This window comes from Bradyrhizobium sp. (assembly GCF_049519115.1).
Classification (GTDB): domain Bacteria; phylum Pseudomonadota; class Alphaproteobacteria; order Rhizobiales; family Xanthobacteraceae; genus Bradyrhizobium.
The window spans coordinates 1-4,598 of sequence record NZ_JBEKRB010000145.1 but is presented as its reverse complement, the minus strand read 5'-3'; the positions used below and the strand labels follow the sequence as shown (position 1 = coordinate 4,598).

5 protein-coding genes are annotated in these 4,598 nt (G+C 57.0%); all 5 read left to right on the top strand.

Translation table 11 applies throughout. The annotated features are described in order from the left end of the window. Window positions 1-194: 194 nt before the first annotated feature. On the top strand, window positions 195-533 hold the full coding sequence (locus tag ABSE61_RS36060) for a hypothetical protein (RefSeq protein WP_423875929.1): 339 nt from the start codon (window positions 195-197) through the stop codon (window positions 531-533). Beyond that, window positions 530-958, top strand: a complete 429-nt coding sequence (locus tag ABSE61_RS36055) for a hypothetical protein (protein ID WP_423875928.1) — start codon at window positions 530-532, stop codon at window positions 956-958. The genes ABSE61_RS36060 and ABSE61_RS36055 overlap by 4 nt, the downstream gene beginning before the upstream one ends. Before the next feature lie 3 nt (window positions 959-961). Beyond that, window positions 962-2,134, top strand: coding sequence for a hypothetical protein (locus ABSE61_RS36050; protein ID WP_423875927.1), 1,173 nt, complete (start codon window positions 962-964; stop codon window positions 2,132-2,134). A 177-nt stretch (window positions 2,135-2,311) separates the two neighbouring features. Continuing rightward, window positions 2,312-3,160 carry a hypothetical protein gene (locus ABSE61_RS36045; RefSeq protein WP_423875926.1) on the top strand — a complete coding sequence of 283 codons (849 nt, stop codon included), beginning with the start codon at window positions 2,312-2,314 and terminating at the stop codon, window positions 3,158-3,160. A gap of 553 nt (window positions 3,161-3,713) precedes the next feature. Then, window positions 3,714-4,598 (top strand): hypothetical protein (locus ABSE61_RS36040; protein WP_423875925.1); only part of this gene is annotated, 885 nt, incomplete at its 3' end.

The following is a 4,598-nucleotide window of genomic DNA, read 5'->3' as shown; positions in this document are numbered from 1 at the left end:
ACTGGAGGTTCATGGAAACTCGATAGTCATTGCTGGGCTTGACCCGCCAATCCATCGGTTAAACCGCTTGTCTGTCAACAGAGCATCTCCCAAAGGGGGGCTAACTGCAAAATCTGTTGACAGTACAATAGGTTATTTAGGGATAGCAAAATTGACCCCTTGAAGTATGCGGCTTTCCTCTGCAGTATCCCAGGGTGGCCCGGTACTCGCATGAAGCACTCGAAGCGGTATCAGGCTGGGCATTTCCGCAGGATCGTAACAAATACCTCGTTCGAGTTCAGGTTGGAAATAGCCGTAATAATTCCGTTCCAACACCGCTCGACAAGGCGATCACTGCTGCTTTGAATCATGCTCTTGACGCGCTTGCCGGTCTAAAAGATGGGTGGAAGGATCTGCTTACGATTGTAGGATTGCCAACCCAAATAGGTCCACATGATGCGGCGATGCCGACCCCCGAGGGACTTCTGGCAAACGAGCGTTCGCTATTTCGGCGCTGGACGATGACCTGTGATGCAGCAGAGGTGACGATATGAAAAATAGCTTCGAATGGCTTCAGCCGCTCATCGACGCATTACGCACGACCGATTTGGGCCGGCCGAAGGCTCAGGCCGCTTTCAACCGGAATTTAGAGGTGCTCAATAGATTCCAGGCTGAGGGTTACACCTATCCAACTCTCGCAAACGTGCTCGCCGATCAGGGCGTCAACGGCAAGAAAGCTAAATTTTCCGCGCAATCACTATACAATTATCACAAACGGGCGAAGGCGTATGCGGACAAGACCGCATCTGACGATAGCCCTCATTCTGCGGCTGCGAAGAGAGATGACCAGTCCGACAACCAGGGGCCGACGAACAAATCGCCGCCAAATGTGAAAGAGTTCATGCGCAAGATCAGGGAAGCAGGGGCGCATAGCACGAAGAACGCAATTTTGCACCGACGCGGCTCCAAAGATATCTGAAGCATGATCGACCGAAGCGATATCAAAGCATGCGTTGCTCGTTTTAGGATCAAAGAGCGAGACGTGGATGGCGTCGTCGATCGACTGATTGAACTATCTTTAGCCTACCAGCGACGAACCGTCGAGCGCCTCCAATCTCCCCTCATTTCCGACGTCTTGCGCGAGCTTTCCGTCTTGGAGCACGAGGCTAAGTGTGCGATTGCCGGAAAACCGATCAACTTGCCTCAAATTATGCCCGAGACAGTTGCTGCGTTAGCGGGCCTCTATCCATTTTCGGCGTGCGATTTGGCACCCGTGGCTTGGAATGGAGTGCACGGTCAACCGCTCGCACTGGCGCCACCACGGACGGCTGTCACCGGCGCAACTGTCGAACCGCATGTCCTGAACGCGGCGATGCAGCAAAATCTTGGGACACCGCATTTGCTGGCGGTTCGCATATCACCGTTCCCATATGCTGCGGCAAAAGATTATTTCTACGGTCGGTCTTCGGACTCAAGGCCCTCGGCCGGACAGCGGATCGAAAGTTTCATAGCGGGAGGACCCGAGGTCGCATTTCGTTTCATTCAGGTCGTGCGTCAACGAGTGCGATTGGCGACTTGCGATCCGAACCGACAGAATCCAGGGCAGCGCTCCCTCGACCAGTGGGCCGAACCATCGCCTGATGGGCGCCTCGTCTTCGATGTTCTTGAGACGGTCCTTGAGCCGAGGTTTGAGCGACCGCCGTTGTCGATCCGAAAGGCACTGATCGAACTGATCGAGATATTGCGCGTCTCAAACTCGGACTCTGGTGGCACCGAGAACTTGACTTGGATACGCGAGCAAATTGTCTCCGGCGCTGTCACCAATTGGATTGCGCTTCATGCGCACCAAAGCGTCACTCAACGATTGGCCGACGTCCTCAATAGGGCGAGACATGACTTAAGGAGTCGCCGCGGACGCCTTGTCGAACGCATGACGGCTTACCGTGCAGTGATCGAAGATTCGTTGACTGAATGCGCCCGTCGCGCGGAAATGGGCGACATTTCCAGCAACTCCGTTCGGACCGCACGAGCAACGGGCGAGCCTGCGACAATTGTCGAATTGGCAGACGCTGCCCGAGCAACTTCGGATTTTTTGCTTGTTCGTCGCGTCGCCAGAGCGTGCCGCGCAGCCTCCAATAACCCGCAACCAAAATAAGGCATTGAAATACCGGTCTCCTATAGATATTGACCAAATACGTCACGACAAATCACGACAAGTCACGACAAATCACGACAAATCACGACAAATTAACGATTTCATACGAAGGGTCAGTGGGGGACTCGTCCAGCTTATTGCGCTTTGATGGCCTTAGATCTCAAGCGAGAGTCTTAAATGCCCAAAGTTAAACGTGAATCTGCCGCTGATATTGCCGCACGTTGGCACCTGACAGCCGTGCTAAGCGCGGTCGGCGGAATGGGCAAGTCCTTCACGACCGAAATCATCACCCTGTGTAAGATGTCCGTTATGGCCGACGTTCAGGTATTTTCGGCGGACGTGCAGAGCCGGCTGGCGGTCAAGCTGGGCGAGGGGCGGGTTCGTACAATCAACATCGACCTGCTGGACGCGGTTGCAGATGATCCGCTCGCGGTCCTGCGCGCTTACTCTCCATTGGCCGATGCCGTTATGCGGTCCGCTGAGACCGGCGGTTCGATCGTTCTGGACACGGCTGCCGGGCATGATGTTTCAACCATTCGCCTCATGCATTCCCTCAGTCTGGACAGCGTGATTGCCGCGTCTGGCGGCCAGTTGGTCTTGATGTTCGTAACAACGTCCAACCGAGACGCCATGCGAGCGTTGATCGACGCGACCGAAAAGGCGCGCGACGCGCTCCCGTTAGGGCGAATTGTCTGGGTGCTGAACGAACGGACTGGACTCGTCTTCCCGCCCGGTTTCGATTCGGCCTCGATCGGCGTTGACGCGGCGCGCTTTCGCGAATTGCGTGCCGGGGTGACGGAATTCGCAATTGGTCGGATGGACGACAGGATTTGGCAGCCGATTGAGCGGGCGGGCATCAATTTTATGGATTTTGTGCATGCCAATCCGGCTGATTTGGCAAAGCTGTGGGTGGATGACCGCGGAAACTCCCTCGACACGCTATCGGCCGCTGTAGTGCAGCGCCGCGTATCGGCCTGGATCGGGAAGTGCATGGAGGGGGCGGCCGCAGCCCTGAGGTTTTCCTAGTCTGCCGTCCCGATTTTCAAGGGATCTTGCGAGGGTCGAGCGGCGAGGGCGACAGGCGGCCGGACTCCTGATCGCGCGGCTCGCAAAGAAAAGCTGGGCATCGCTGCTGCGGCATCCGTCTTGGCAATTATTACTGCTGAATAGATCGGAACGTGAACGGCTCGTCGATCATCGCAGGCGAATTCGCCAAGCCCAGGTCGGATTTCTCGAACGGAAAATGCGCAAGATCGGGCGGTGCCTAGACAACAAGATCGGACGGTGCCTAGACAAATTGTGTGCTTGGTGGACGTGAAGCAAACGATGTCGTTTGGCCAGGTCTGCCTATCAATACAGTCCGACAATAGACGGACCAGTCCGATAAGCTAGACGCAGATAGGCCAACAAGACATCAGAATAGGCCGACAAGATTGGGCGAAACCAGGCCGACAATAGCGAGGGTGGGCAAATGCACGTGGCGGAAATCATCGAAAGAGCCCGGGCCTGTAGTCTGCTCGTACCTGATCGTGCCGTGAGCGAGCAGACGCGCGAGTCGTATCAAAAGGAATTCACGCGGATGTGGCAATCGAGAAATCTCGATCCGCTAAAGGAAGGCATAGCGCTTGACACCTACTACCTTCGGCGCGCTGCCCTTCACTATGGAGGCAAGCTCGTCCTCGAAGGCCTGATAGACCAGTGTCTCGCTGCCAGAGAGCGGCAGGACACTGCCATGGTACAGGATTGGGCTCGAAAATTACTTCGCGCCGTTGAACGCATCAAACCGGCCTTCGTGCTCGAACCGCCCGCGCCGCTCGACGCTCTGCCTTGGGAGCGTCCAACGTCGCGATGGCATCAATGCGCTAATTCTGATCGGCAACGCGGCGCCAACAGCAAAAAACATGTTCTCCCTAGCCTGCCGGAGGCCTGGGATGACCGGCTTTGGGCGGCTGCCGGCGGGTGGAAATATCGTGAAGCGCTGGCCCTACATCTGCTTACGCCTGTCCGCCCGGAGGAACTCGTGCCGGGTCGCCGCCCGACCGGGTGGTCGCATGGGGTTACGGTCGAGCTGCGCTCGTCGAATTGCCTCGCGATAACGTTCGCTCCGGTCAAATCTCACGGCGGCCTCTATGGGACCGAGATCACGACCATCACCGTCGATCCGACCATTGCGGGTGACGCTGCTGCTTTCCTTGCGTCCCGGTCCGCCGCCGCCGGGGGGCACCTCGTGATCAGCACCATCAGCAAAAACGCTGTCCGTAAGGCGTTAGCCGTGCTTGGCGGCGAGGCGCTACCGGAAATCAACGAGACGATCACGCCTTACGTGATACGCAACCAGGTAATCGCCGATCTGAAGACGACATTCGGGGGCGGCGAGAAGGTTGCTGCTGCCGCGGGACATGGCACCGACCGCACCCAGGCGAAATATGCGCGCGTCCAGCACGGCCGGAAGCGCAAGGGCTAC